Source organism: Enterobacter sp. BNK-8 (assembly GCF_048685095.1).
GTDB lineage: Bacteria > Pseudomonadota > Gammaproteobacteria > Enterobacterales > Enterobacteriaceae > Enterobacter > Enterobacter quasiroggenkampii.
Genome location: NZ_JBLQTN010000001.1, coordinates 3,730,558 through 3,752,417 on the forward strand (window position 1 = coordinate 3,730,558; position 21,860 = coordinate 3,752,417).

General features: G+C 45.3%; 23 protein-coding genes, 1 tRNA gene and 3 pseudogenes. 8 read left to right on the top strand and 19 right to left on the bottom strand.

Annotated features, from left to right (window positions below; all coding sequences use genetic code 11):
- Window positions 1–4 precede the first annotated feature (4 nt).
- Window positions 5–184, bottom strand: coding sequence for a hypothetical protein (locus ACMGGU_RS17970; RefSeq protein ID WP_053216775.1), 180 nt, complete (start codon window positions 182–184; stop codon window positions 5–7).
- Window positions 185–263: 79 nt separating this feature from the next.
- Complete coding sequence (locus ACMGGU_RS17975) at window positions 264–758, bottom strand: hypothetical protein (RefSeq protein WP_420300982.1); 495 nt, start codon at window positions 756–758, stop codon at window positions 264–266.
- Window positions 759–1,535: 777 nt separating this feature from the next.
- Between ACMGGU_RS17975 and ACMGGU_RS17980 the strand changes: the two genes are divergently transcribed.
- Window positions 1,536–2,630 (top strand): hsdR, encoded by a 1,095-nt coding sequence (locus ACMGGU_RS17980; RefSeq protein WP_420300807.1) that lies wholly within the window; start codon window positions 1,536–1,538, stop codon window positions 2,628–2,630.
- Window positions 2,631–2,742: 112 nt separating this feature from the next.
- On the opposite strand, the gene ACMGGU_RS17985 is transcribed toward ACMGGU_RS17980, so the two are convergent.
- The 10 genes from ACMGGU_RS17985 to ACMGGU_RS18030 all read right to left on the bottom strand — a co-directional run bounded on the left by ACMGGU_RS17985 (window position 2,743) and on the right by ACMGGU_RS18030 (window position 8,317).
- Window positions 2,743–2,976: a DinI-like family protein gene (locus ACMGGU_RS17985; protein WP_420300808.1), complete on the bottom strand. Its 234-nt coding sequence runs from the start codon at window positions 2,974–2,976 to the stop codon at window positions 2,743–2,745.
- 11 nt (window positions 2,977–2,987) lie between these two features.
- A complete protein-coding gene (locus ACMGGU_RS17990) occupies window positions 2,988–3,176 on the bottom strand; it encodes a hypothetical protein (RefSeq protein WP_023298659.1) in 189 nt (62 codons plus the stop codon).
- Window positions 3,177–3,384: 208 nt separating this feature from the next.
- Window positions 3,385–5,688, bottom strand: coding sequence for a replication endonuclease (locus ACMGGU_RS17995; RefSeq protein ID WP_420300809.1), 2,304 nt, complete (start codon window positions 5,686–5,688; stop codon window positions 3,385–3,387).
- Window positions 5,689–5,730: 42 nt separating this feature from the next.
- Complete coding sequence (locus tag ACMGGU_RS18000; RefSeq protein ID WP_420300810.1) at window positions 5,731–6,588, bottom strand: DNA adenine methylase; 858 nt, start codon at window positions 6,586–6,588, stop codon at window positions 5,731–5,733.
- Window positions 6,585–6,812: a TraR/DksA family transcriptional regulator gene (locus ACMGGU_RS18005; protein ID WP_256063546.1), complete on the bottom strand. Its 228-nt coding sequence runs from the start codon at window positions 6,810–6,812 to the stop codon at window positions 6,585–6,587. Before ACMGGU_RS18005 ends, ACMGGU_RS18000 begins: the two co-directional genes overlap by 4 nt.
- Window positions 6,812–7,045 (bottom strand): DUF2732 family protein, encoded by a 234-nt coding sequence (locus ACMGGU_RS18010; RefSeq protein WP_420300811.1) that lies wholly within the window; start codon window positions 7,043–7,045, stop codon window positions 6,812–6,814. The genes ACMGGU_RS18005 and ACMGGU_RS18010 overlap by 1 nt, the downstream gene beginning before the upstream one ends.
- A 69-nt stretch (window positions 7,046–7,114) precedes the next feature.
- A complete protein-coding gene (locus ACMGGU_RS18015) occupies window positions 7,115–7,315 on the bottom strand; it encodes a hypothetical protein (protein WP_014884921.1) in 201 nt (66 codons plus the stop codon).
- Window positions 7,302–7,529: a phage filamentation protein Fil family protein gene (locus tag ACMGGU_RS18020; RefSeq protein WP_420300812.1), complete on the bottom strand. Its 228-nt coding sequence runs from the start codon at window positions 7,527–7,529 to the stop codon at window positions 7,302–7,304. Before ACMGGU_RS18020 ends, ACMGGU_RS18015 begins: the two co-directional genes overlap by 14 nt.
- 7 nt (window positions 7,530–7,536) lie before the next feature.
- Window positions 7,537–8,046, bottom strand: a complete 510-nt coding sequence (locus ACMGGU_RS18025; RefSeq protein WP_155026388.1) for a phage regulatory CII family protein — start codon at window positions 8,044–8,046, stop codon at window positions 7,537–7,539.
- Between the two features lie 34 nt (window positions 8,047–8,080).
- Window positions 8,081–8,317, bottom strand: coding sequence for a regulator (locus tag ACMGGU_RS18030; protein WP_155026389.1), 237 nt, complete (start codon window positions 8,315–8,317; stop codon window positions 8,081–8,083).
- Between the two features lie 101 nt (window positions 8,318–8,418).
- Here ACMGGU_RS18030 and ACMGGU_RS18035 point away from each other — a divergent pair, with 101 nt between their 5' ends.
- From ACMGGU_RS18035 to ACMGGU_RS18050, 4 genes are all read left to right on the top strand, one after another.
- Entirely contained in the window at window positions 8,419–9,033 is a 615-nt protein-coding gene (locus tag ACMGGU_RS18035; protein WP_420300813.1) for a phage repressor protein CI, read from the top strand.
- 11 nt (window positions 9,034–9,044) lie between these two features.
- Window positions 9,045–9,944 carry an NAD-dependent DNA ligase gene (locus tag ACMGGU_RS18040; RefSeq protein WP_420300814.1) on the top strand — a complete coding sequence of 300 codons (900 nt, stop codon included), beginning with the start codon at window positions 9,045–9,047 and terminating at the stop codon, window positions 9,942–9,944.
- Between the two features lie 9 nt (window positions 9,945–9,953).
- Complete coding sequence (locus tag ACMGGU_RS18045; protein WP_420300815.1) at window positions 9,954–10,967, top strand: phage integrase; 1,014 nt, start codon at window positions 9,954–9,956, stop codon at window positions 10,965–10,967.
- A gap of 93 nt (window positions 10,968–11,060) precedes the next feature.
- The gene (locus ACMGGU_RS18050) at window positions 11,061–11,576 is read left to right on the top strand and encodes a hypothetical protein (RefSeq protein ID WP_420300816.1); all 516 of its coding nucleotides are present in this window, start codon (window positions 11,061–11,063) and stop codon (window positions 11,574–11,576) included.
- Between the two features lie 312 nt (window positions 11,577–11,888).
- Here the strand turns inward: ACMGGU_RS18050 and ACMGGU_RS18055 are convergent, their stop codons facing one another.
- Entirely contained in the window at window positions 11,889–12,344 is a 456-nt protein-coding gene (locus ACMGGU_RS18055; protein ID WP_407859083.1) for a hypothetical protein, read from the bottom strand.
- Between the two features lie 504 nt (window positions 12,345–12,848).
- Here ACMGGU_RS18055 and ACMGGU_RS18060 point away from each other — a divergent pair.
- On the top strand, window positions 12,849–16,520 hold the full coding sequence (locus tag ACMGGU_RS18060; RefSeq protein WP_420300817.1) for a hypothetical protein: 3,672 nt from the start codon (window positions 12,849–12,851) through the stop codon (window positions 16,518–16,520).
- A 583-nt stretch (window positions 16,521–17,103) separates the two neighbouring features.
- Here ACMGGU_RS18060 and ACMGGU_RS18065 read toward each other — a convergent pair.
- Together ACMGGU_RS18065 and ACMGGU_RS18070 are read right to left on the bottom strand one after the other, a co-directional pair.
- Window positions 17,104–17,508 (bottom strand): annotated as a pseudogene (locus ACMGGU_RS18065) (phage regulatory CII family protein); the annotation flags it as partial.
- Window positions 17,509–17,542: 34 nt separating this feature from the next.
- Window positions 17,543–17,779, bottom strand: a complete 237-nt coding sequence (locus tag ACMGGU_RS18070) for a regulator (RefSeq protein ID WP_193821229.1) — start codon at window positions 17,777–17,779, stop codon at window positions 17,543–17,545.
- A gap of 9 nt (window positions 17,780–17,788) precedes the next feature.
- On the opposite strand from ACMGGU_RS18070, the pseudogene ACMGGU_RS18075 reads away from it, so the two are divergent.
- Window positions 17,789–18,223: pseudogene (locus tag ACMGGU_RS18075) on the top strand (tyrosine-type recombinase/integrase); the annotation flags it as partial.
- Between the two features lie 53 nt (window positions 18,224–18,276).
- On the opposite strand, the gene ACMGGU_RS18080 reads toward ACMGGU_RS18075, so the two are convergent.
- A complete protein-coding gene (locus ACMGGU_RS18080) occupies window positions 18,277–19,629 on the bottom strand; it encodes a hypothetical protein (RefSeq protein WP_407859086.1) in 1,353 nt (450 codons plus the stop codon).
- Between the two features lie 153 nt (window positions 19,630–19,782).
- On the opposite strand from ACMGGU_RS18080, the gene ACMGGU_RS18085 reads away from it, so the two are divergent.
- Window positions 19,783–19,885 (top strand) — tRNA-Met (locus ACMGGU_RS18085).
- An 83-nt stretch (window positions 19,886–19,968) separates the two neighbouring features.
- Here the strand turns inward: ACMGGU_RS18085 and ACMGGU_RS18090 are convergent.
- The 3 genes and pseudogenes from ACMGGU_RS18090 to ACMGGU_RS18100 form a co-directional block, all read right to left on the bottom strand.
- Entirely contained in the window at window positions 19,969–20,169 is a 201-nt protein-coding gene (locus ACMGGU_RS18090; RefSeq protein ID WP_061714441.1) for an ogr/Delta-like zinc finger family protein, read from the bottom strand.
- A 67-nt stretch (window positions 20,170–20,236) separates the two neighbouring features.
- Window positions 20,237–21,389: pseudogene (locus ACMGGU_RS18095) on the bottom strand (phage late control D family protein).
- The gene (locus ACMGGU_RS18100) at window positions 21,386–21,850 is read right to left on the bottom strand and encodes a phage tail protein (RefSeq protein ID WP_420300818.1); all 465 of its coding nucleotides are present in this window, start codon (window positions 21,848–21,850) and stop codon (window positions 21,386–21,388) included. The pseudogene ACMGGU_RS18095 and the gene ACMGGU_RS18100 overlap by 4 nt, the downstream one beginning before the upstream one ends.
- Between the last annotated feature and the right edge of the window lie 10 nt (window positions 21,851–21,860).

A 21,860-nucleotide genomic window follows, 5' to 3' on the forward strand; every position in this document is an offset into this window, starting at 1 on the left:
GGAATTAAGCAGCTTTCTGCTTCTCTTTGAGTCTGCCATGCAGCTCATTCCCTTCAAACTTGCCTTCCTGCATCATGTGTGGGGCCGCCTGAAGTAGTTCTTCCATTGCGACGCCCATACGGGTGAAAACGTCAGATACTGAGTAATGCTTCTGAGTTTTCTTGTCACTATGCGTCATAGTCATGATTTCCTCTTAGAGGCCTAGCCTCATCATCCGGTGGTGGATGGTTGGCGCAGCATTGTACCACTGCGCAAAAATTTATCTACTGTTTGTTAGAAGTAATATAGCGTCTTACTACATCACTGATTGTAGCAAATGGTGCCGAAAGCAAGTTGATATCGCCTTCGAAGCCAAATTTTTTGTAGTGGGCAGCCACTCTATGATTCAGAGCTTCCGGGATTCGAATCTCTGTACACCCGACAGCAGCCCCAAACAGATACACACCCCAAAGCGTGATCATAAACATGTTGCCGTAAAGAGGATGACCTACGTCATCGTCCTTCACGAAGGATTCAACAAAATGAATCTCAATAACACCAGTGTCCTCATCAAAGGTACACAAAGCTGCGCCAGATGGAATATGCCTTAGCGGACCAGACAACAATTTCAGACAAAACTCAAACTTATCGTCCCGGTTCCCATAACGTGAAAAACCATGATCCCATTCAAGCTGAGCAAAACCTGAAGTCAAGATTACATAGTCTTCGTCATTGATAGGACCGACAGCTATCGGCATCTTCATGTTGTCTAGAAGCATCTGAAGATTACTGATGCTTAGACTAGCAATCTGCTCTAAGTTCAATTCCTTGTCCCTTACACTAACAGCACTAAAGGCGACTACTTTAATGTCATTTTCGGACAAAGACTATAAATCTTTAATGGGACTTTAGCAGAATCTTTTCAAGGTCTGCCACCTATCACTGCAACTTGTGATAGAACACAAAATCTACAGGCAACCTTGCATCCTATTCAACATCTTTTTTGGCTCACTTGTTTTTATCCGCACAAAAAGCCATCTGTTGCTTATGCCCTACCAACGCGCCAGCAGCCTTCTGAGGGGCGCTGATATTTTTTGCCTCTACCACCCCCCCTTTAGGATTGAAGCCGCCAGCGGGCCGGAGGATGCGCCTGACTTTAGGGATTTAACCCCGAACTGCGCGCTCGTAGCCCCGCCACGCCTGCCCGCTTTATGTAATGGTTTTCATGCAGGTGCATGACATAAGCGAAAGCGCGCCAGAACTGGCGAGCCTGTATTAAAACGATCCTCGAGCGATCATGCGATCTCATGCAGCATAGACATGCGCACTAACGTGGAAAATGAAAGCCTTATCCGAATGACTGCATGAGAAACAAAGCTGAGGTTCATAAACGCTCTAACCGTTGGTAAGATCTTAACGAACACATAGGGTTATTAGCCAAATCGGATATGGTCAAAGATATAATCGGACCGGTGGAAGATTTCTAAAAGTGAGTGCTCCGGCTAAGTAGGATACTTACTTATGCGAGCCTGCGAGACAACATAGGTTATATGGACATGAAAAATAAGAAATACATGTTTGAACACCATGATGAATCATTTGTATCCAAAGAAGTTCAAGCGCTGATCAACAACGGTCTGGAATTTCTGGATAAGGCACGCGAAGAACTGGAGGCCTCCAAGCCAAAATTTTCGATTGTAAGTTTCTGGACAGCTGTAGAGATCATGTTGAAAGTGCCGCTTGTACATGAACACTGGAGCCTAGTGTGCTCCGGGAGAAAAATTGAGAAAGCAAAATATCTTGCCGGTGATTTCCAGTCGATCACTTACGATGAAACCTGTCAGCGATTAGGTGATGTGCTTCAAAATCCACTGCCGAAAGAAACCATCGCCGTATTCAAAAAAGTAAAAGACCACCGCAACCGGGTGGTTCATTTTTATCATTCCGACTTCACCGACACTCAAGTGAAAACAATCCTTGATGAACAGGCTGACGCTTGGTTTGCGCTAAACCGTTTTATGCGGGATCAATGGTTCTACCTTTTTGGTGAACCTCTGAGCTCAAAGTTGGCATCAGATGAAGACCGTATGCTCAGGAGTTCATTGTTTTATGCTGATGCGAAATTTCGTTATCTCCAGCCCATTCTGGATAATCTCAGTAAACAGGGATGCACGATCTCAACCTGCCGTGCTTGCTCCAAAGAATCTGCCGTTGACATGCCTATCAATGAGGAGAGCGGGAATACTCTTCACGAGAAAAATTGCTTAGTCTGCGGTTGCATGGCTGAACCTTATGTCGAAGTTACATGCCCTGGTTGCGGGGCAAGGCAGGATCTGGATGCTAACTTTGAAACGAATTTCAATTGCATTAACTGTAATTATTCATCATCCCGATACGACTTACTGGATGAGTGGGATGGCAAACCGGAAGATTTTAGTTATTCGGGTCTTCCAGCAAGTTGTTCCGATTGCGGGGGCTATGAAACCGTATGTGAGTTCGGAGGGGGATATTTGTGCACAAACTGTCTTGTTTTTCATGATTCAATCAGTACTTGTGACTACTGTGGAGGAAGCTGTACATCAGTCAGTGAAATGAGTGGGCTGGTTGGCTGCGGATTTTGTGACGGAAATACTAAGTATCTTAATGACTGAAATTGACGCAAGTGCGCGATCACTTATCAAAATGACCGCCACACATAACGCCTAGTTTCACTCGTTGTTCAACCTTGTCCCCATCAGAACTAATGCTTTCGGGGACAAAGTTTCAGTGTAACCAGCTGTCATCCTCCCAGACCTGCTGCATAATTTCCATCACTCGCTTTTTGTCTTCATCCAGTTTTAACCCGCTCAGTTCAACGCAGTTGGCACTGCCTTTGCGAATACGAATTGCTGTTTTGGGATACAGAGGGCGCAAATTACGGTAAAGCTCGAATTCAAGGGCGTCCAGTGTAGGCTGGTTAATCTTCTGCTCTTTATCGATCATTATTTCAATGCGCATACAGATTCCCTTTAACTGGTTACGTCCATCGACCGGCAGTAATCATGGCTACGGATTTTCGCCATCAACTCGTCGGTCAGTTCGGACACCCACTGGATAGCAAGGCGTTTCTCTTCTTCGCTACACTCACTAGCCGCTACAAGCTTAATAAAGAAATCAATACGCTGGAGTTTCAACGACTCCAAAAGATAGTCCTGCATTTTCCCTCCTATCCTCACTACGGGATAAACCAGCCAGCATCCCCAGGAAGAGATACCAACAACTGTATATATATCCACTGTTTATGTATACAGTATAGAAGGATTTTGAGGTTGTAAAATATTTTTTATCAATCAATCAGATGAGTCTGTTTGCTGAGTTTAATCATTAACTTCACTCACCGTCAGACCTGACCATGTTGATCACGGGCTATTCCCGCGCTGAAAATGCACGCTTCATTCGGTTCAAAAGGTCATCCGCCTGCTGTTTAATCTCCACAATCTGGGACGGCAGACACTGAACACCTGCCGCAGCACGATTTCGGACAGTAAGGCACCCTTCATCAACCGTTAACACCTGATCGCCAAAGGCAACCACCGCGCCAGAAATCAACGAACGGACCATTCCGGCACTGGCATCCACGCCACGCAGAGCCAGCAGCTCACTAGTTTGCTTTTCCTTCTCCGTCATAGGGCTGGCTTTTGGCCTCACTTTTACGCGCTTGTTGGATGCCTTTGCCGCTTCGCTCAGCCGCTGCGCTATCACCCGTTTTTCTTTCCGGGATAAAGAGCCCATATCCGCCCAGCAGGCACAGTCATTCATGACCGTGCCGCCAGGATCGGCGCGTTTTCCAACCTCCCGCGGCTCCCGCGTACAGTTATTGACAGAACTCCGAGGGGCGGCGGGGCCGCCTAAAAAATCAAGGTCAAAACCTGAAACGCCGTCGGCCTGACGTTTCGGCACGATTTTGTATTTGGTAGTGCGCGTATGAATCAGTGATTCCGGCCCACGGATCGGGGAATAAACGCCGGAAATTTTGGAGACGTCATCCCCGTAGAGGTTGCCGTTTTCGGTGACTTCATAGCTGAGGCGCACGCGCAGGAGATCACGGGGAACCAGCGGGCCACCCTGAGCACTCACGTACAAATCCCACGCGCTGCTGTCGGCAGCCTGACGCACTGGCTCAATTTCGGGGTGCAGGACCAGCTCACGATCACCGAGGCGACGTAATTCACGCCAAACAGTTACCGGTGCGCCGCCTATTTGCTGGAACTGGCGGATCGCCCAGCGAGACGCCCAGGCACTTACGCGGCGGGCCATTTCTTTCAGAGGCTTGCCGGTTTCATCATCCAGATCGTCATCAAGCTGATAGCCATCAATATTTTTTGAAATGTATTTGGCGATATAGCCCGTTGCGCTGCCCTTCTCTTTCTCGATGGGTTTCATTTCGAAGCGGTTTTCAGCGGCGCCGGGCTCATTCCCATCCTCACGCATGGCGTGCTTACGAAAGATTGCCGTTGCCGGTTCGATATGCTCCAGGCGCATGAAAAGCAGGAGGTGCCAGTGCGGGGTTTCGTCGTGGTGAGGCTCAACAACGCGAAAGCCAAACACGCGAATACCATTGCGCAGCCAGGCCGCACGCGTGCACGCCCATACTTTGCAAAGATATTTCTGCGTTTCACGCGGTGACGCGCCGCTGTATTTGTTGTTCCGGCGCCCGTCGTACTGCATTGAGTGATATTTGGATGGAGCGGTAAGCGTGAAGAACGCCCCGGCCAGCCCGGCCTCATTCGCTAAATCTTCGAAACCACGCATGCGCGCCATCAGCTCACGACGACGGTTAGCTGGGTTGGCAACGCTGCCGGCCACTTTATCAATCAACGATACACGTTCTCCGGTGTCCTCATCTTCCAGCTCCATCGCTTTCAGAAATTCGCGGTTGGCTTTCTTTTGAGCCGTCCACTCCTGCAAGCATGGATCACTGCAGTACGGTGCAGATTTCTTGTGTACGTATCCAGCCGCAACCATCAGATGTTCACGCCAGAGAGCGTGCATACGACGCAGACGATTAAGCCACCACTGTGGAGATTGCAGGCGGGCCACTGCTTTCAGTGCGTCTTCCGCCTCCAGTTCTTCTTTGCAGTAGGCCGTCCAGCACGGGACCGGTGTTTTGAGGTGATTGGCAAGAAACCCCATGCGGCCATAACCTGACAGAGTGGCGAAATGGGGATCAGACGTGCGGGCCATCTGGAAATCAAACTCGCGGTTAAACTCGCTACCCAACAGATCAGCAAGGTTATGCGCCAGCCGTTTCAGCTCTTTTTTTCCAGCCCAAAGCAGGCGCCAGAATTGTTCACGCAGAGGCAACAAAGCCGCAGGCATCACCCCCTGCGGCAGATATTGCTCATTGACCTGATCTATGCGACTCAGAACGAATCGTTCAAAGGTATTGATAAGCCAGGCATCAGCCGCTTGTTTGCCTTTACGGTCTACCTGTTCAAGTTTTTGAGCATACATACGACGGACAAAATGAGGCAGCGAAGCCAGGCGGCGACGAACCGCCCGGCCCCGGTCTGGTGCTTCATCCGTTTCTGCCAGTTCGGCAATCGACAAACGCTTGCGATTGCCGTCCGGCGTCAGATACATGATCCCCGGCGCCGCATCGGCTTGCTTAAAACCACCGATTGCAGGGCGCGGGGCATTCCATGCGTAGGGGTAAACGGTGTCAGACATTCTGACACCCCATAATGTAAGCACGAATAAACGCCGTTGCCCTCACGCCTGCACCTCATACTTCACGCTGCAGTCAGGTCCGGTTGCAGGATCAAATCCAAGCCAGTGACACGATTTTGAGGTAGCAATGATTTCCACGGCAGACTTACCGTCACCAGCCGCAACGCCCATACTTCGGTTTGCGGTAAGGCGGTGATGGGTGAAATTCCGATAAAGGGAGCGAGTAAGTGAGGTGTCACTGTTTGAAACTATGACCGGATGGCCTTCTGACGCGCGGCACTCAAGAATAGACGCCAGGCGATACTGATCGTCCTCTGTAAAACCGGCAGTGTGGTAATTACTAAAAGTCCCGTCATAAGGAGGGTCGCAATAAATCACATCGCCCGTCTGCAACAAAGACAACGTTTCTTCGTAGTTAGCGCAAACAAAGGTGGCTCGCTTCGCTTTCTCAGCAAATGCGCGGATTTCACTCTCAGGAAAATACGGCTTTTTATAATTACCGAAAGGGACGTTGAATACACCGCTTAGGTTGTAGCGGCATAACCCACGATAACAATGGCGGTTTAGATAAATAAAATATACAGCACGGTGCAGTCGGTCTAATTGCGGATCGTGGTTAAACGCTTCACGCACACGATAATAATTTTCAGCGAAAATAAAACTTTCAAAAACCGCCTTAGCAAGATTAATAAATTTTTCTGTATCTTCAGCAATAGAACGATACAGATTAATTAAATCTGGATTGATATCTGCGACAAGATAATGAGGATAGTCTGTTGCCATCATCACTGCGCAGGAACCCGCGAAAGGTTCAACCAGACGCGGGCCAGCGGGGAGGTGCTTTTTAAGTTCGGACATGATGGCGGTTTTGTTTCCCGCCCATTTCAGGATAGTGCTCATACAACGCCTCCGTTGTAGTGCTTGCCTTTAAGCTCTGCGATTTCCTGACAGGTCACACAGCACTGCACGCCGGGAATAGCGCGGCGGCGAGCTGGCGGGATGGGAGCATCACACTCCGCACAGAGAACACGGGAAACGCCCGGCGCTTTGGCGCGGGCATTGTTGATATGGCGCTCACGATCTTCCTGTTCGCGCTGCTGGGCGAGGTCCATTGAATCAGCCATTAATGCAGCTCCTGCGCTTCGTTCAGAATGCGAACCGCTTCAACGCGAAGCAGTTCAGCCGCCTCGATGTGGCTTAACTGACGGGAAACGATGCGCACGGCCAGACTATCCAGACGAGCCGCCATTGCATCAGCGCGGCAACGGCGCTCATCCAGGCGTGTTTCATTTAACAAAGCGAACAGACCAGCATCGTCTGGACCTGTTTTCATTGAGTGGGATTTAGTATTTTTCATATTCATTTCCTCAGAATTCGGGCAAAAAAATGCCCGGCGGGTTTACGCCATAAAAAACGGGTTAATTACTTAGATATAACCAGAAACAGGGACGGGCTTACTTTTAATTTGGTTGATAATTTCAGCCTGCAAACCTTCTTTAAATTCTTTGCAGCATTCCCATTCAGGATCGACACGCAAAACAGCACCGTCACGGGTTTTAATTTCAAAACCCTCTGCCATATTTGGGATAATCACGCCCAAAATAATTCTCAACTCATTGCGAGACATGTTTCACTCCTTTAACAATCAAGCGAACAATGCGAATAATTAAAAAAGCTGACGGCTTACCTGATTTAGATTTCAGCCCGTTTAATAATTCGGACTGATCGCGGCATGGGTGCCAGCGCTTGCCATTATCTCCTGCAATCCAGCCGTGGCCGTAGTGCATTGCCGGGTTTTGCTTTACCAGGAGAGAGGCTAAAGAGGGTTCGTTTTTCAGCATGACCACCTCACATAAACCCGAAAGTCGCACTGATACCTGTAACCGTATCAATAGTGCTAGCCATGGCTGGGTTAGCCTGCAGACGCGCCTGCATGGAGATTGCCGCCAACGCCATAAGGCGGGTGACAGAGTTGATGCTGCTAATCACATCACGGCGGCCAGCTGTAGTCCCTACTTCACCGGTCACAGCTCCTGCAGCCACACGACCAATTTCAGCTGTCGCGCTCATGACGTAATGCGGAAGTTTTTCTTTTGCCACTTCGTTCGTAGGTACGCACGGCAGGCAATGAATTTGAGCCAGAAAACCATCAACCAGCGTGGAGTCCTCAGTGATATCCGTCAGCAACCAGATTTCCGGCGGTGTGAACTGATGGGGCTGCTCAGGGTTAAGCTTGTTGCGCAGCGTCTGGACATTCATTCCCGCGCGCTCTGCCAGCTTCGCCATATTGTGACGCAGTGCAAAAGTGCGGCACGCTTCATCAAAGTGAGGATGTTTGGAAACTCGATAATCAAACATGTTGTAAGTCCTTTTCTATCCCAAAATGGAACTATCAGGCTTGCATTGCGATTTCGCAGCCCTGGGCCGCTTCCATCGTCAACGCGAACATGTTGATTTCGATAAGGCTGTTAACTCCGGCTTTTTTCCTTATAGGCAGGCGGTTTTCCCGGATCATTTGACGGACATAAGTAGGCTTGTAACCAGTACGACGGCAGAACTCATCCAGCGTGATGAATGGCTCAGATACCACAAGGTTGATGCTGGGGCGCATTGAAAAATTGCTTTTCATGATGCACTATTCCTCAGTTTGTGTTTAAAAACTTCACTATTCGGAACTATTCGCAACCATTCCGAACACCACAAAACCGATGATAGGATCGCATTTTAAATATGTCAAACACAAAAGAGACCCCTTCAGCGATCTCAAAATACAACTTCCCATCTCAAAGTGGTGGGAAGGAAGCGATAACGCGTATCCTCCAGGCATACGGATTCAGTACCAGACAGGCTTTATGCGACCATCTAGGGGTATCACAAAGCACTATGGCAAACCGTTGGATGCGCGATACTTTCCCGCACGATTGGCTCATTGCATGCCATCTTGACACGGGCGCATCGATGCTTTGGTTAACTACAGGGCAAGGCTCATCCACAACAAAAGCAGATGGCAACAATGGATTGCCTTTGCAATTAAAAGAAATCTCAAATGGGGTTATCTCATCTTCTGAGCAAGTTCGCTACGACGCTCGCCTTTTACCTCAAGACACAACGGCCCCATTCATTGTGAAGTTTGAAAATTCGCTCTATCTCGTGGACGAGTTCAGGGGAGAGATCAACGATGGAATCTGGTTGATTGAATTAGATGGTTTTATGAGTATCAGACAGGTTTACCGTCTTCCTGGTGGGCGTTTGCGCGTAGAGAATGGCCCCGCATCCTTTGAATGCACACCATCGGATATTAAAGCCAATGGCAGAGTGATCAGCAAAATAACATTTACTGAATAAGGAATATTGGTATGACTCAATTTAGCGCTTTCAACTATACACACAATAGAGATAAAGCCATCGCTAACTTAATCAACCTAATTGAAGGGATGACCTGTGATGGAAAATTAAGTGAAAAAGAAATGATTTTCCTTGATACATGGCTGATGGAATCAGACGTTCTTTCCCAAAATTATTTCGTAAACTGCATCAGAGATAAAATAAGCGAAATCCTTTCGGATGGTGTAGTTGAAAAAGCTGAATTAGACGAATTGAAAGTACTGCTCCATGAAATGCAACGCGGCTTGATGGATACTCCAAACATTGACCTATACTCTGCAGACTCTGACAAGCATTTGCTTGAGGGGCTATGTAAGGGGCTTGCTTCTGACTATAATTTGAGCAATGAAGAAATCAGCTATTTAAACTGGTTCTTATCTACAAATGCAGCTTTAAAAAGCAACTACCCCGGTAAACATCTTTACGAACTGGTTCAATCAATCCTGAGTGATGGAGTGATAACAGACGAAGAGCGCACCAAATTATTACAAGAAATAACTGCTTTTACAGGCTCAAATATTTCTGAGGGTATTGTGGATGGGTATTCCACAACTTCACCCGTTGACCTAATTGATGAGTTTAATCCTACAGATAGTAAAGTTTGCCTCACTGGTAAGTTTCTATGCGGCTCCCGTAGACAATGTGAAAGTGACCTTATAAAGCTTGGTTGCCAAATTGTTGATCGTGTTACTCAGGATTTAGACTATTTAATTATTGGCGCCCTTAGCTCGAAGGATTGGAAATTTCAAAGCTTCGGAAGAAAGATAGAACAGGCTATTGATTATCGTGACAATAAAGGAGTTCCACTCAAAATCCTCAGCGAGGAACACTGGCAAGCTCTGATGCGTGGTGGTAATTCCATAACTCAATAGGCCTATAGAATGGCAGTAAGCAAATTAAGCAATGGTAAGTGGCAGGCTCAGGTTTTCCCCAACGGTAGGGATGGGCGGCGTATTCGCCGCCAATTCGCCACCAAAGGGGAGGCTATGGCATTCGAGCGCCATGTAAAGGAACAAGCCCAAGATAAGCCGTGGCTGGGTGAGAAAACAGACAAACGCCGCGTTCGTGATTTGGTTACAGCCTGGTATAACGCACATGGTGTAACACTCGCTGATGGCAAGAAGCGTAGAGGCGCAATGGAGTTTGCCTGTCTCGCTATGGGCGATCCCCTCGCAACTGAATTCAACGCAAAATTATTCTCAACGTATAGAGAGCAGCGTTTAAGCGGGAAAATAACCCGCTCGGATCGCGTTAAGTCCGTAACTCCTCGCACGGTAAACCTGGAACTGGCTTACTTTCGGGCTATGTTCAATGAGCTGAAAAGACTTGATGACTGGACAGCACCAAACCCTCTCGAAAACGTCAGAGAGTTTAAGATCGCAGAAGCTGAGCTGGCTTGGCTTACAGTTCAGGAAGTGACACGCTTACTGGAAGAGTGCGAGAACAGCAAAGCCGAGGATTTAACCACGATTGTTAAAATCTGCCTTGCGACCGGAGCAAGATGGGGGGAGGCAGAAGGTTTAACTGGCAAACAATTAAGCCCCGGTAAAATCACTTTCATCAAAACGAAAGGTAAGAAAAACCGAGCAGTACCAATCAGTGATGAGATTTACGAGATGCTTCCCAAAAACCGAACCTCTAAGCCACTCTTTACCGGATGTTATTCAGCATTCAGAAGCGCAATCAAGCGCGCGGGAATAGAGTTGCCGGATGGTCAGCTTTCGCATGTCTTACGACATACTTTTGCCAGCCATTTCATGATGGGCGGGGGCAATATTCTGGTCTTACAACGCATCCTTGGACACACCGATATTAAGGTTACGATGCGCTATGCTCACTTTGCCCCCGACCATTTGACCGAAGCAGTTGATTTAAATCCTTTGAACCTACTTTGATGATAAATTAACTCCACACAAGCTAAATAAATATGATATAAATTAATTTATCATATTTGAAATAATTAAATACTCTGTTATGGAAGCTAATATATGCTTGATAAAATATCTTTAATGTTACGATTACTTTCACCTGATTATGATTCAACGGATGAATATCAGGAACAATATAAGAAACTCACAGGATTAACTGGAGAGCTTATCACAATGGGCTATTTAGATTTGTGGGGTGCTAAATACTTTCATATTGAGCAAAATTATGGAAATAAACCCCTTTGGTTAAAAAAAGGGAAAAGACCCGATTTTGTTGCATTCACAACTGATCCAGATGAAACAATTTTAATCGATGCAAAGTTTCATGTTCCTAAAGAAGGTAAATTCCGGATAGAAATCAAAGATCTGCTAGAGTACGAAGAGCTTGTTAGCAACCTTTCAAGTAATGGTAGAAAAGTCGGTTTTCTATTCATAATGCCAATTGGTGGATGTAGTATTAACAACTTTTACTGCTATACACTCGACGATTTTACGTCAGGTACAACCAGCGATGACGGTAAATTTAAACTAGTTGATGTAACAGAACCCTTAAATGCATATGACTTGCAAGGTTAAGAATAGCGCTCCATCAAAAGTAACATCTTGCAGGTATGCTTATTTGGCAGCAAAGTGGCAGCAGACCTACCCACTATAATGGCATATTCTTTACTATTCGACCTCGCAACTCATTGATAATAAAGTAAAGTATTGATTTTAATCACTTTAGCTTCGGACTCATAATCGCTTGGTCGCTGGTTCAAGTCCAGCAGGGGCCACCAGATACAGCAAGGGCTGGAGAGAAATCTCCAGCCCTTTTGCTTTTCTTGGGGATACTTTAACAAAGGATTCATGGTGTTTTATGGTTAAATACCAACCATTGTTTGGTGGTCAACCAAAGTACTCATAGTACACTTTGTACACTTTGTACACTTCCATGAAAATATTGCGAATGTCCCGACCATCAACGAGGAAGTACGAGTTGTTCAATGAGTCTCCGCACTTCATCAGCCCAGCCGGGGAGCCGATAATCTCCACCGTCTCATGCTCTGGGTTCTTTTTCGGATCACATACATAATGTTTGGTGTGGTTGCACAGCGACTTAATCACCAAGTACCCCGACAGCGACCATAGCGTTTGGTCCAGCGCTTCTTCGCGGCTTAATTCGCCGTTCTTGCCTTCATAATCACTCTGCCTACCCTGATAGATCCACTCCCTGAGGTGGTACATCGGAAACAGTGTATCAATCAACCCCTCTTCCGTCGGGCTCTTATAGAAATTCACCCACTTATTTTTCAGGTGCTCAAACATAGCCTCGGGATCACCAACGCTGAATAAACCAGCCATAGCTTTTACTCTGCCGTTAAGTATAAATTTCTATTAGTTTACTCCCCCGCCGAGTTCGGGTCACTTCATCTACCAGAATGTCGAGTACGCTCGTATGCATAAGATTTAACTTACAGATGACACCAATCGTCAGCTGCAAACAAATGCGAAATGCAAATCAAGATAAGATTTTGAAGGTTTTATAAAACTTGGACTATAAAGTAATGTTCAACATTCATCACATAAAGAAATGGCTATGGATGGTATGTTTACATCATCGTTGCCCCAAAAAAACAGCTAATAATTGTGCGATCCTGGTACTGGTTTGGCCCGCTTGAACAAGAAGACTTCGAGATTCATAGTGATAAAACTTAACTAGTAGCGGGCTGTCGCTTCCCCCAGTAACTCATACTCAAATGAATAAGATATGATTAGAGTATGAATAGCACACTAACCAGTTGCTGGCCCTTTCCACCAAAAGATTGCTGAATTTAAAGGCAGTCACTTCATGATTAATTGATAATTATGTCAACGGACACTATTAGACAACTTGCAGCTATAACGGATGCAGCACTGTTTGAGCGAATTGCAACTTCAGTTCTTCGGGCAGCAGATAGTACTTTGTACGCAAATCTATCTCACCAGGGCGTTAATACAGATGGTAAAACAGTTAAAGCGCCATTGGATAACGTAGGATGGATTAGTGGTGGCAATAGGAAAAATAGGCTCGTAGCAGCCGCGCATACTACATCTAGTCGCGACGACCTCGCTGGAAAGTGGCTTCATGATCCAACTACTGTAACACCACGTAAAATTGGTGGTAAACCTACTCAGCCCCAAGGCGATTTAGTCAAAGCAATTCACGAAATAAACCAGCTTAGAAAGACATATCCTGAGTTACAAGCCACTCTAGCACTAACCTGTAATCGTGAAGAACCTACAGAAGTTCGCATCAAAGCAGAAACACTTGCATCGGCAGCAGATGTAACCCTTGACATATGGTCTGTTTCACGTATAGCACAATTCCTTGATACAACTGCAGACGGTCAGGCGATTCGTCATGAGTACCTTGGGACACCAGCAACACTACTTTCTAAAGCCGAGTTAATTCGTGCAGGGAAAATGTGTTTGGCTGCAAGAACACAGCCTACCAGTACCGACCTACTGGTCGGTCGCACAGGTAAACTCAGCGGTACAGGTCATGTGATCCTTTCAGGAGCTTCAGGTATGGGTAAAACGACCCTATGCCTTGAGCTGCTAAAAAACGCTCTAGAAAACGGAAATGCGGGAATAATACTTAGTGAACATACAATTCAAGATGCAGTATCTCTTGAAGAAGCTATTGATGCTGAAATGCGACGGTACCTACCATATCTTGAGCCTATAGTTGGTAGAAAAGTACTAGAGATGTGTAATGAATTTGAACCTTTCATTGTTGTTATAGAAGACATATGTCGGTCACAGAATCCTGATTTTTTATTGAGGAAAGTTGTAGATTGGGCATTGAGCAGCATCTCGCAAGCAGCACCACATCCTTGGCGTAATTGGCGTTTGCTTTGTCCTATTTGGCCGAGGTTCCTCCCAACTCTCGACAAGTTCAAGGATGCCCAAAAAGCAGGAATTATCCATTTTCTAGGATTGTACTCAGAGCAGGAAGCATTAGAGGCAGTGAAACTACGCGGGGAAGCGTTGGGCAAACGACAAAATGATATTTCTGCAAATGCAATCGTACAAGATTTGGGGCGAGACCCCTTGCTAATTGGATTACACGAATTTACTGGTTCAGGGCATGCGCAAGATGTCATTGCAGAGTATATGAGACGTGAGTTTGCAAAAGTTGCCCTATCTTCAGGATATACGGTCAGTGATATTGAAAGTGCCATTGGAAGGCTTGGTTTTCAAATGTTGCAACATAAATGCCTTCAGATAACTTGGAGCGATGCGATGTGCTGGCTTGACAGAGAAGATGATAGAAAGGTATTACGTGAGCTAGTAAATAAAAGCAACTTATTAAGGCTTGTGCAAAGCAATGGGAAAGAGTCGATTGAAGCCCGACATGACCGTGTACTTCATTCTATACTTGCAAGCTGTATAGCCACAAGATTAAATGCAGGTGTAACGGATTCATTTCTTCTAGATCCTTATTTTGCTGAACAAGTTGGTACGGCAATAGTTCTTGTAGAAATGGAAGCTTCTTGTCTACTGCAACTTATTGACGAAAGCCCACTTATTGCCTTCTTTGCTCTCAAAATCGCGGTTTTAAACAATAGTAGCTATGCAAAAGTGCTGTATGATGTCATAGAAAAGTGGCTTTCTTTAGCTGAAACGCAGTCATCCCATTTTGCAACTCGCAGAATTCTCGGCCTGAGTATTCTTACAGAAATAGATTCACCTATCATTTTAGATTTGACTGATAAATTCCCGTATTCTGATCGACTTCATACTTTCTACGAAGCTCGTTTTAGGAATGGTGATTTTAGTGCTGGGCTCAATTTATTAACATTATATTCAATGGATATCAGTATCCCTGGCCAACACGAATTGGTGAGTTATGTACTTGAGAGGTATAGGGAGGAGTTAATATGTAATGTTGAGAAAATACTTGTAACATCTAACTCTTCACTTAAAGAAATTTTAGGTGCACTTTATTTAGCAGGATATCTAGCCGATTCGACGTTAGCGGGTGCGGTGAGAGTTGCATGGAGTAATACCAAACCAGAGGAACGAAATTTAGTAGTGTTTCTATGGGCTGGCGCTCATGTTTGCGGAGATGAAGCTGCTATTACTCTTGGTCCTATTTGCGATGCTTGGGCTGCTTTACCAGAACCGGATAATCATTCAATAGTAACATTGTCAAGGTCATCTTTAGCAGCGCATGGTTTATCTTGGCATTTTAGAGACTATCCGCCAAGATCTGCCTTAAAATATTTTATATTACGAGCAGAGAAAGATGATCTACAGTGGCCTATTACATATATGCTACGGGGAATTGATGATCCTATCGTAGTAAAATATCTTTCTGAATATCTTGCTAAATGCAGTAGGGAAAATGAACATAATGGCGGATTTATCGACCATTTTGTTAAGGATGAGTGGCATCGTCTGTCTAAAGAGCAAGGACGAACGATGAGTGTTGAGAGCAAAGAAACATTACTTTCCATAGCGTTCAATACTAGTAATGACAGTCACTTACGTAAGCAAGCATTCATGTTATGGGAAGCAAGCGTTTCGCCTAAGGACATTTGCATAGCCCAGACAATTCAACCAGGAGAAATATTATACGATATTGCGTTATGGGCCCGAGTACGACGGCATGACTTATCGACTATTCCATATATAGTCAATAAAATTAAAACAGGTAACGCTAGTTATTGGTGGCAAGCTGGGCGGTATATTTGGACTAGCGAATTCACAGCCTTACTTGATGATTCAATAAAGGTGTTAGGTGAATTACCTAAAGAACAACATGAACAGCATGGCGAATGGATATTTCCAGAACTCCTGCTCAAGCTAGATATAAATGTTACACAAGAAATACTTGTCAAGCATTGGAGTGAAATTAAAAACCTTCCACGATTTGTACAAATCGCTCTATTTTTGGGTACACCTGAATTGGTTAAACTTGCTAATAACGCTATAGCCACAGCAGATGATAAAACCAAAATTTTTAAGCATTTTTCCATTACTGTAGGCTTGGGGTTCACAGGGGGGGTGGGCTTGACTCGTGAAAGCCAACTTGAATCCTTGCAACCACATCTTAAATTACTTTCGGAAATTGACTTGTATAGATTATGGGAAGAATGTAGATCCAAGAATTGGAAAAAATTTTGTCGCGAACATTTAGAACCAATACTTTTGGAATCGGAATCAACTCATAATATTCGCTTGCGCATAAAGCCTCCTTTTGATTTTTCCGAACTGGATAAAGCCCACAGAGGTGAGCTTGCATTTATTGAGCTGTGGTTAAATAACCAAATTCGTAGTGGAGGGGAGCGTGAACAGCTTTTGTCTGAATTACTCACATGGGTGTGCGAAAAAGGCACAATGAGGGCATTGCATATTGCAGCAGATATATACTCCAAAGAAGCAAGTCGTTCTGAATTTAAGGGCTTTGAAGAAATTGCTTCGATGATCCCCGGATATGAAAATGTAATAAAGCGAGTACGTTTTCAAATATACCATCGCACACTTAACTAATAATCTTAAAATCGAATAAATTACTTAACAAAACTCATAATTAGGCGCTGTTCTAAAAAAGTATTATTAGACCAGCGCCCTTATGGCTAACTTACAACACGAACTATTTTGAATAATGTACAGCCAGATACACGCTACAGAGTGAAGCAACTGCAACTATCCTACCCTGCTCCGTTCCTGCCACTCTTCCATATGTTGTAAGGGAAGAAGGAACATCAGACCAGCCATGACTTATGGGCATTATGGGCATTATGGGCATTATGGGCATTATGGGCATTATGGGCATTATGGGCATTATGGGCTGCCAGCGTAGGTCAAACTGGTCACTTTACACTTTTTGCTTTTCTTCCCGCGCGAACCTTAACATTTCTTAACATCGTCACTTTATACATTTGTCTCCTGGCCAGTATCCATGCCGTTCTCAGGGTGGTTTACATTTTCCATTTTTACCCCAAAAAACCTTAGGATTTCTTAGGAACTGCACAATACTTTGCGCAAAAAACCTGGCATTTCTAAGCATCGCTGGTTGACACTTTTTCCCAAAATTATGGGATTTCCTGACAAAAAACGAAGCTCTTCATAGCAAAAACCCAGTACCAGAATTCACACTCTCGACCATGCTGTATTTGCGGTCGGAGGTCATACGCTCAGTCGATACAGCGCCTGTTGCCAGCTCGCCTAATTCACTCATGGCGCGCATGACGTATGTCTGTAATTTGTCTTTTGCCAACTCATTCACCGGCACACAAGGCAGGCAATGAATCTGCGCCAGAAAACCATCAACGAGGGTTGAGTCTTCGGTTAGATCAGTCAGCATCCATAGCTCAGGAGGCGTGAACTGGTGAGGCTGTTCCGGGTTCAGCTTGTTACGTAACGTTTGAACATTCATACACGCACGCTCGGCAAGCTTCGCCATGTTATGACGCTGCGCAAAAGCCCGGCACGCTTCGTCATAGTGGGGATGTTTGGAAACCTGAAAATCAAACATGAATAATGCCTCACGTTATCTCAATATGGATGCATCAAGCCTGCATTGTGATTTCATAACCGGCTGCTGCTTCGATAATTAGGGCAAGCATATTGATTTCGATGAGGCCGTTAACCCCATCCTTGTTCCTGATAGGTAAGCGGTTTTCGCGGTACATCTGGCGAACAGTGCCTTTCTTGTAACCCGTGCGGCGACAGAACTCCTCTACGGTAATGTACGGTTCTGAAATCACGAGATTGATTGAAGGGCGCATTGAAAGTTTACGAGTCATGATGCACTCAAGGACTTAACGGCCGTTGTTAAAATCTGTCTAGCAACTGGTGCACGATGGAGTGAAGCGGAAGGGGTGAAGGGAAACCAAATCCGCGCCGGTCAGATCATCTATGTAAAAACTAAAGGCAAGAAAAACCGGGCGGTGCCGATAACTGAAAAATTACAGGCTGAACTGCCAATGAGCAGGAAAGCGCACTCGCTCTTTAAACCATGCTATTCAGCCTTTAGAAAAGCTATGCAACGTGCCGGAATCGAAACACCAGCGGGACAGCTAACACATGTGCTCCGTCATACTTTCGCTTCACATTTCATGATGAATGGAGGCAATATACTTGTGCTTCAGAGAATATTAGGCCATACCGATATTAAGATCACAATGCGATATGCCCACTTTGCGCCAGAACATTTATCTGAAGCAAAATATCTTAATCCCTTATCTTAATCCTGAAAAAAAAATCGAGTATATCTAAGGGGGGGCTCCGCCCCCCTTAGATATCAGGATAAATAACTATCACGTATTTCAGATAGCTCGCCTAACCCTGGATAAATACGATCAACAATACTAGTGCATTTTTCTTTTTCATGAATCGTTGCAGAATTAGCCTTCTGTTTTATTTGCATCAACCCATCAAAATTAGAGTCTCTTGCAGACACTGCGTATTTTCCTCCATCTTCTGCAGCCCATAACATCCTAATTATAAGTTCAAAACATTCAACACCAGTAAGTAAGTTTGAAATATGAGCATCATTTGCTTCGCACCCATCGGCGCGAGTAGCTGCCGAGCTATATTTATCCGAAACAGATCTATTATAAATTTTCCCTAAAATTATTTCCCTAAGCCACTCATGTTTTGATGCATACTCACTAATAGTAGTACTAAATAGATACACATCCAGTACTTTATTAATTTCCTCATTAAAATATTTTTTAGCGCTTAAGGCTCCCAAAGCAAAAACCCCTCCCATGAATTGAACAGGATGCACGAGTAAGTTATGCTGATCAGTCTTTTTAGTCTTGTTAATTGTGGATTCAACCATCCTTTTAATTCTAAGATAGTCGATTTCACTAAGCCCCTTAATTATTTCATTATTCGTAGCCATGCACTCTAAAAGTAGCTGCTCATTAGACTCATCTGCAGCACCAGCAACAATGACTTGTTTTTTTACTTCTTCGATAACTTCTGAATTTAGTGGTGAATAACAAAGACCTAGTATGTAGTTATGAGCATTGTTGTGTATTATTCCTTGATTTTCAGTTATTGATAATACTAACTTTTTTATAAGATAAGAATAACCATCTCGATGTAAATTCTTAACATTGCTGTTAACTATAACACTGTAATCTTCGACGTCAGTTGTAGGAAAAAGATACGATCCCCCCAAGGAATGTAAAATCTCATCAGCAGTCTGCGTGGTAGTTAATATAGGCCTTGAAAGAAATCTTTTAATAGTTTCTGAGTAAACAAACCGCGCTTCCTCAGCTGACGGCTTATGACCTGAAGGGTGAGCAGCTTTATTCCTTAAAGTCTTTAACACCTCCAAAAAACTCGCATCAATTTCTGCTATTATTTTTTCTGACTTAAGCTTGTTTAGTAATTCATCTTCAAATACTTTTTGGGCATCTCTTTTTTTATTAACTTCTAGTAAAAGTTTTCTGGCTACGGAGTTGGTTTTTGCTAAACCATCCAATTTTTTCAATATATCTTCGAAAATAGCAATAAAGCAAAGAATTACACAGGCTCTGTAGGCATCCGTCATGTAACAAGTTAATGCTTCTCTCATATAACTTTTCATATTAATATCAACTATAGTTTCAATTAACTCTTCCATGTCACTGAGTTTTGACATTTTAATCCTCATTTACTTTGATTGGTTTTTATTGAAATTTTAACTCAAGTTGATGAGTTAAATGCTGATGACATCAGTTTACATAAACTATCTAAGATTGGCAGCAAAATGGCAGCAGAACACAACGCTATGTGCCACTTTTCATCACTATTCGGCTTAAAGAAAACATAAAAATCAGTAATTTACTGATTTCACTAACTTCGAGTTGGGACTCATAATCGCTTGGTTGCTGGTTCAAGTCCAGCAGGGGCCACCAAATTTTAGCAGTATAATCATATAATTAAGCCACTCGATTGAGTGGCTTTTTTTATTGGCTTTTTTGAGCCGGTGACGCAGCCGCTAACCCTGGTTCAGCGAAGCCGTCTGGACACGTTCAGACGCACCGGGAGTCGCAATCAGGCGCTCCACGGACTCCATCGTCACGAACGTACAGCTGCAGTCCACATTGGTGCACTGGTGATAGCGCTCTTTGGTATTTTCACTTAAATAGCGACTGGTACGCGCATGCGCAGAGTGCTTGCACTTAGGACAATGAAACATGTATCCCTCCATTTGATTCACATTTTGTGAACCAATAATACCCAAAATAAAACCAATAGCAACTGTATTACTCACTATCAACAATAAATTTTTCGTCAGTGGCATTCAGTTCAAGCTTAAGCTGCGTGGTAAATCCGCTATCGTTGAGGGTATGCACCACCTCGCCGATGATCCACGCCTGCTCGTCAATGACGCGTTTAAAACCGTTTACTAATACCGGCGTTTCGGGGTACAGATCGGCTCGCCCCAGCGCCAGCTGGATAGAAAAATTCACGGTACCCCGCTGCAGCGCGCGCCACTTCGCCTCTGCGGCCCTGAGAGCCTGCTCTTCAGAGGCATACACCGTGGTGAGCTCAAATACGTTTTCCGCCGATCCCACCAGCCTCTCTTGCGGTTTCTGCTCCTTGCCTTCAGCTCCCGCTACCGGTGCGGCGGCATCCGGGTGCTGAAGTGCTTCTATCGGCTGCCCCCTGACTGACGCAAAATACTCAATTGAGGTTTTTGCTGTTTTGGGTCGCGCGTTTGCAGCCATTTGGCCGTCACGCCGGAATAGTTTTCACGGTCTGCGACGGAAAAAAGGTGCTTATCGCCGTCCCCACGCTCAATCATCATTAAGGGGATCGGCGTGCCGCTGGCCGTCACGGCGTGCCCCGCTTTCATAAAAATAACCTTGCCGGCTTTGATTGAAACAAAGGCACCATTACGTTCGGCCAGTCGGGTGAGAAATGCAGCGTCGGTCTCCTGAGACTGATCGATATGAGAAATGGCGATGGATGCAAGCCCCGCCGCAACGCTGGCAGTTAACTGGTTACGCTGAGCGATAGTATTGACTATCGCGCCGATCGTCGTGTCATGCCACGACTGTTCGCGCCGCACGTTTAGCTTTCCACGAAAATCAGCGCTGCATCCCCGAATGGTCAGCGTGTCCGGCGCGCCCCGAAATTCAATTGTATCGATCGTAAAGTTCCCTTTCGGCTGGAGCGGAGTTCCCTCCCATCCCAGCCATAAGGAGAGCTTTGCCCCCGGGCCGGCAAGTCTAACAGCCCGTCGGAATCATCCAGTTGAATATCCAGCTGATCGGCTTCCAGTCCACGTTTGTCGATCATGCTCAGACTGATAAGACGATGGCTGAAATTTTGTGTGATATCGCGATCGTCAAGCTTAAGCATAAAATCAGGGGCGATTTTCCCACCCGCCCGGATATTCATTTCCGTAATCATCCCACCAGCCCTCCAATGCTATTACGTGCGCTCGTCACCAGCTCATCGGCCTGGGTTCTCAGATCGCCAAACATCGTCATCAGCGATTCGTCCACGCGTTTCAGTTCCAGCGTAAAATTAATTTTTCGGGCGGTACCGTCACTGTAAAAATCCGAATGCGTATGCGTGACTTTCTCAATGATAAACATGCCGTGAATGATGCCGGTTCCGTCTATCAACGGCCATGCCCTCCCCTCATTCGCCATCAGCTCGACCGCCTTAAGGGAAAGCCGCCCTCCCGTGAGCTCCGGGTAAAGCAGTCCGGAGAGGGTAAAAGATGTCTCGCCTTCGCCAAGGTACTGCCAGGCTTTAGGTTTCCCGATCCGGTCGTTGGACGCCCAGCGGTAGTCCTTTGTAAACTGCATTGTCTGATAGGGTAAAGTTCGTCGTTCAAAGACAAACAGACCCAGCACCATTAACATTTTATCTCTC

Excerpts from the sequence above, each read along its gene's own strand:
- ACMGGU_RS17970 (WP_053216775.1), bottom strand. The coding sequence starts at position 184 with ATGACTATGACGCATAGTGACAAGAAAACTCAGAAGCATTACTCAGTA.
- ACMGGU_RS17975 (WP_420300982.1), bottom strand. The coding sequence starts at position 758 with ATGCTTCTAGACAACATGAAGATGCCGATAGCTGTCGGTCCTATCAAT.
- ACMGGU_RS17980 (WP_420300807.1), top strand. The coding sequence starts at position 1,536 with ATGAAAAATAAGAAATACATGTTTGAACACCATGATGAATCATTTGTA.
- ACMGGU_RS17985 (WP_420300808.1), bottom strand. The coding sequence starts at position 2,976 with ATGCGCATTGAAATAATGATCGATAAAGAGCAGAAGATTAACCAGCCT.
- ACMGGU_RS17990 (WP_023298659.1), bottom strand. The coding sequence starts at position 3,176 with ATGCAGGACTATCTTTTGGAGTCGTTGAAACTCCAGCGTATTGATTTC.
- ACMGGU_RS17995 (WP_420300809.1), bottom strand. The coding sequence starts at position 5,688 with ATGTCTGACACCGTTTACCCCTACGCATGGAATGCCCCGCGCCCTGCA.
- ACMGGU_RS18000 (WP_420300810.1), bottom strand. The coding sequence starts at position 6,588 with ATGAGCACTATCCTGAAATGGGCGGGAAACAAAACCGCCATCATGTCC.
- ACMGGU_RS18005 (WP_256063546.1), bottom strand. The coding sequence starts at position 6,812 with ATGGCTGATTCAATGGACCTCGCCCAGCAGCGCGAACAGGAAGATCGT.
- ACMGGU_RS18010 (WP_420300811.1), bottom strand. The coding sequence starts at position 7,045 with ATGAAAAATACTAAATCCCACTCAATGAAAACAGGTCCAGACGATGCT.
- ACMGGU_RS18015 (WP_014884921.1), bottom strand. The coding sequence starts at position 7,315 with ATGTCTCGCAATGAGTTGAGAATTATTTTGGGCGTGATTATCCCAAAT.
- ACMGGU_RS18020 (WP_420300812.1), bottom strand. The coding sequence starts at position 7,529 with ATGCTGAAAAACGAACCCTCTTTAGCCTCTCTCCTGGTAAAGCAAAAC.
- ACMGGU_RS18025 (WP_155026388.1), bottom strand. The coding sequence starts at position 8,046 with ATGTTTGATTATCGAGTTTCCAAACATCCTCACTTTGATGAAGCGTGC.
- ACMGGU_RS18030 (WP_155026389.1), bottom strand. The coding sequence starts at position 8,317 with ATGAAAAGCAATTTTTCAATGCGCCCCAGCATCAACCTTGTGGTATCT.
- ACMGGU_RS18035 (WP_420300813.1), top strand. The coding sequence starts at position 8,419 with ATGTCAAACACAAAAGAGACCCCTTCAGCGATCTCAAAATACAACTTC.
- ACMGGU_RS18040 (WP_420300814.1), top strand. The coding sequence starts at position 9,045 with ATGACTCAATTTAGCGCTTTCAACTATACACACAATAGAGATAAAGCC.
- ACMGGU_RS18045 (WP_420300815.1), top strand. The coding sequence starts at position 9,954 with ATGGCAGTAAGCAAATTAAGCAATGGTAAGTGGCAGGCTCAGGTTTTC.
- ACMGGU_RS18050 (WP_420300816.1), top strand. The coding sequence starts at position 11,061 with ATGCTTGATAAAATATCTTTAATGTTACGATTACTTTCACCTGATTAT.
- ACMGGU_RS18055 (WP_407859083.1), bottom strand. The coding sequence starts at position 12,344 with ATGGCTGGTTTATTCAGCGTTGGTGATCCCGAGGCTATGTTTGAGCAC.
- ACMGGU_RS18060 (WP_420300817.1), top strand. The coding sequence starts at position 12,849 with ATGTCAACGGACACTATTAGACAACTTGCAGCTATAACGGATGCAGCA.
- ACMGGU_RS18070 (WP_193821229.1), bottom strand. The coding sequence starts at position 17,779 with ATGACTCGTAAACTTTCAATGCGCCCTTCAATCAATCTCGTGATTTCA.
- ACMGGU_RS18080 (WP_407859086.1), bottom strand. The coding sequence starts at position 19,629 with ATGTCAAAACTCAGTGACATGGAAGAGTTAATTGAAACTATAGTTGAT.
- ACMGGU_RS18090 (WP_061714441.1), bottom strand. The coding sequence starts at position 20,169 with ATGTTTCATTGTCCTAAGTGCAAGCACTCTGCGCATGCGCGTACCAGT.
- ACMGGU_RS18100 (WP_420300818.1), bottom strand. The coding sequence starts at position 21,850 with ATGTTAATGGTGCTGGGTCTGTTTGTCTTTGAACGACGAACTTTACCC.